Origin of the sequence: Acinetobacter sp. AL9, assembly GCF_041464035.1 — a bacterium.
GTDB classification, from domain to species: domain Bacteria; phylum Pseudomonadota; class Gammaproteobacteria; order Pseudomonadales; family Moraxellaceae; genus Acinetobacter; species Acinetobacter towneri.
This window is the reverse complement of record NZ_JAYFSK010000107.1, coordinates 1-3,829: the sequence shown is the minus strand read 5'-3', so window position 1 is coordinate 3,829 and position 3,829 is coordinate 1. Positions and strand designations below refer to the sequence as shown.

At 40.2% G+C, this 3,829-nt stretch carries 4 protein-coding genes and 1 pseudogene; 4 read left to right on the top strand and 1 reads right to left on the bottom strand.

Features of this window, described 5'->3' with window-relative positions:
• Window positions 1-124: 124 nt before the first annotated feature.
• Window positions 125-754 (top strand): annotated as a pseudogene (locus ACEO2X_RS13520) (DMT family transporter); the annotation flags it as partial.
• A 146-nt stretch (window positions 755-900) separates the two neighbouring features.
• Here ACEO2X_RS13520 and ACEO2X_RS13515 read toward each other — a convergent pair.
• Entirely contained in the window at window positions 901-2,148 is a 1,248-nt protein-coding gene (locus ACEO2X_RS13515; RefSeq protein ID WP_178866098.1) for a YihY family inner membrane protein, read from the bottom strand.
• 114 nt (window positions 2,149-2,262) lie between these two features.
• Here ACEO2X_RS13515 and wrbA point away from each other — a divergent pair, with 114 nt between their 5' ends.
• From wrbA to ACEO2X_RS13500, 3 genes are all read left to right on the top strand, one after another.
• A complete protein-coding gene (gene wrbA, locus ACEO2X_RS13510; RefSeq protein ID WP_154321285.1) occupies window positions 2,263-2,859 on the top strand; it encodes an NAD(P)H:quinone oxidoreductase in 597 nt (198 codons plus the stop codon).
• Window positions 2,860-3,428: 569 nt separating this feature from the next.
• Window positions 3,429-3,620, top strand: a complete 192-nt coding sequence (locus ACEO2X_RS13505) for a hypothetical protein (protein WP_004976167.1) — start codon at window positions 3,429-3,431, stop codon at window positions 3,618-3,620.
• A gap of 107 nt (window positions 3,621-3,727) precedes the next feature.
• Window positions 3,728-3,829 (top strand): MerR family DNA-binding transcriptional regulator (locus ACEO2X_RS13500; RefSeq protein ID WP_180051424.1); only part of this gene is annotated, 102 nt, incomplete at its 3' end.

Here is a 3,829-nt window from a genome sequence, read left to right as displayed (position 1 = left end):
ATCAACAATACAAAAAATTTCTGTAAAATCGTACATGGTAGTTAGAGCCTTTGGGTTGTGTCGTAACTTTCTAAATGGCTCTAACTACCTTTTTTTCAAGGGCTTTTCTTATCCGTAATTCGGGTTATATACCGCGCCTATTTTTGTGGCTTTAGCGTTGCATTGGAAACTACCTGCAGAGCGTTTATCTCGCTTGCAATGGGGCGGGATTCTGTTGTCTTTTGCTGGCATAGCGGTGACTTTTTTATGGCGTGATACTGTGCAACAAGAGAGCCACCAAAACTTCAGCCAGATGCTTTTTGGCGATTTACTTGCGCTGAGTGCAGGCATACTTTGGGCAGCCACAACTGTTGCGGTACGTCTAAGTCGTTTATCGGAAGCCCCTGCAACACAAACTTTGTTTTACCAATTGATGGGTGGTTTTTTGATTTTACTGCCGATGGCATGGTGGATGGGACAGGCTGAAATTCATTGGACAGCCTTAGCCATAGGCAGTTTGATTTTTCATGCGGTATTGATTTCTTTTATTAGCTATCTCGCTTGGTTTTGGTTGCTGAAACAATATTTAGCATCCAGTTTAGGCGTGTTTTCATTTTTAACGCCATTATTTGGCGTATTGTTTGGTGTATGGTTGTTGAATGAAAGCTTGAGCCAAAGTTTTATGATTGGGGCTGTTTTGGTCATGCTGGGGGTGTTGATGGTGAATGCTCAATGTTGGTTTAAACATAAAACCCAAGTACTAAAAAGAAAATAAGTATTTGCAGCTTTTCCATGAACTTGAGCAAGACTCAACATCAGCAATGTTGTCATGTAAAAATCATCTTCAAATAACCTAGTAGCTCAATACGGGTTTAAATTTGAAGATGGGTGATATTTAAAATCTAGCGAGCGCGTACAAGATTATTTTTCTTCAAAAATCTTAGAGAGCGGAATCGACAATTTGGCAGCCAAATAGTCATCGGTTTCACTGAGTACGGGGCCAAGTTTTTGCATCCATTCATCATCAGGATAGACATTGGCCAAGTCCTGACGACGTGGCAATGAATACGGTAGCTGTGAATAAAAACTCCAAAAATCTACCTGAGATAAATTGCGCACCAAAACAAATTCATCATTTTCAGTACGTTTAATTAAATTTTGTTGTTCTAGCATCAGCACATAAGACGGCCAGCGCCCAATTTCATTACGTCCCAATACATCTAAGGCTTCAGCTTCAGTGACACTTTCTCCGCGCATTTGTTTTTTGTAAAACAATTCCAGTAAGTCCAATAGCATGAGCAGCGGATGGCATTTTTTTTCGCGACTGGCTTCAAAAGCGGTCAAGGCATAACTAATTTCAACACCTAACAGCACAATATTCCAAGACAGGAAAATCCACAGTAAGAAAATAGGTACGGCAGCAAAAGCACCATAAATAATTTCATAACTGGTGAAGTTGGACATAATAAAACCAAACAGGTTTTTCAAAAATTCAAATACAACAGCACTGAAACCCCCCGCAATTAATGCGGCTTTAATAGGTACACTGCGGTTGGGAATGGTCCAATTCAGAATAAAAAAACCTAAAATGGTTAGGGCAAATGAAATCAGCCATAAAATAAATGCTCCATTGAGCTCATAACCTGCAAAGTTATTACTCAGCACATTCATAGAAGCCAAAGTTGAGGAAATGACAAAAGCACTGCCCAGTAAAATAGGGCCTAATGAGATAATGGTCCAGTAACGCATAAAACCCATAATACCGCCACGGGTTTCCTTAACCCGCCAAATTCGATTAAACACAGTTTCAATACTGGTCAGCATCATCACCGTGGTCACGAATAAAAACAAAATCCCGATGACGGTTAAGTTGCTAGATTTGTCGGTAAAGGCATTTAAGGCTTTATCAAAGGCGATGGTGGTTTTAGGTAAAAAGTTGCTGTAAATCAGTTGTTGTAATTGTTGCCGTGCAGGTTCGAGTGCCTTAATGGATGAGATGATCACCAAAAATACGGTGAGCATAGGTACAACGGCAAACAGGGTAGTGTAGGTTAAAGAGCCTGCTTGTTCACGGCAGCGATCTGCTTCAAAGCGACGCAGCACAAATAAGACAAATTGAAACCATTGTTTGTCATAAAAAGGCAGTTTCTTTAAATACTCAACGATCATACAGTGGCTGTCTCAACTTTTTTAATCATCTTTATCTGTTTTCATGGTTAAGCTTAACCAAAAAAGCAGCAAAATACCGTATAGTTTTCATTTTTAGTCTGATTTCTTAGCATGATGCAAGCATATATTCTGGTTTTGTACTTTAGTAAATATGGTTCTACCAAAGAAATGGCACATTTAATTGCCAACGGGGTAGAGGCTAGTGGCATGCCCGTTAAAATTAGAACTGTGCCAAATATCTCGACCGTGGTGCAACAAGCCGAGCCAAGTATTCCTGCCGAAGGTGATATTTATTGTACTTTGGATGACTTGGCCAATTGTGCAGGTTTGGCTTTAGGTTCACCTACACGTTTTGGCAATATGGCATCTGAAATGAAATATTTCTGGGATCAAACCACTAGTCTGTGGCTGAATGGCGCATTGCACAATAAACCTGCCTGCGTTTTTACCTCATCGGGTTCGATGCATGGTGGACAGGAAAGTACCTTATTGACCATGTTGCCGCCATTGTTTCACCACGGAATGATGATTATGGGATTGCATAATGCGCATCCTGCTTTATCAAATACCAAAACGGGCGGTACGCCGTATGGTGCAACGCATGTGAGCGGCCCGCGCCACGATCAGGTTTTGAGTCAGGATGAAAAAATCCTTTGTGAAGCGCAAGGACAACGCCTAGGTGAAATGGTAAAAAAATTACAGGGCATGTGAGATTCTTTCTTTAATTAAGATGAAGCGTAAAATGTGGATATCGTTTTACGCTTTTATCTTTTGTACTTGAATTCGATTGGCTTATGTAGCATTGAGCGTGCTAAAAAATAAGTTCACTTTTCACCTAAAATCACCATTTGCAGTGATATTCAGTTTTTCTCTTTTCACGTCTAATAACCGCTTTAAAAGCAGAGTTTTTTGTCACGGTTCACGCAGCATTTTTTTTGCAGGCTAGGGTCTGTTGACATTTCATAAATGGCTTGCGCTGTAGGCTAAAACTGAGCAGATCAGGCATGAAACGCAAGGAATAGCGAGATTATTGCTAAGTTTCATAACGCAATCTGAGAAAGTTTTAGCCACAGCCTTTCGGGGCGAGCATATTTTTTGCTGCTATTGCGTTATGTGCCAGTCATTTAGAATGACTAAATTTCCTGTCCCATGCCTTATATCAGCTAAAAAACCTTGCGAGATATATCTCTCATGCCGCAAACATAGACGAATTGTCAACAGACCCTAATGTATTGAGCACAACGGACTGCTGTAAAAATGAGAGATTGAGGAAAGTGAAAATGAATAAGTGGATGCTGATTGGGTTAGGTCTAATGAGTTTAGGGTGTTCATGGTCGAGTGTTGCAGCGACTGAAATTGTGCATAGTCTGAGTTTTCCAGAAGAACAACGTATTGAAAAACAACCTGCGGAAGCACAGTATTTAGCGGCACAAAAAACTGTGATGACTTCTGCAAGCAGCACTGCAAAATAAAAAGATGCAATCAAAAAGTGCTGCAATGTGCAGCACTTTTTTTGAAATTGATTTAGGGTTAATAACTGCTAGTTGAAATCTGCCTATTTCTATATTATTATATACAAATGAGTAGATATGTTAGTATTGGCGTTGCAGCTAAAACACTGGGTGTTTCCATCCAAACCCTAAGAAGATGGGATGAGGAAGGCACTTTAGTCGCAGATAGA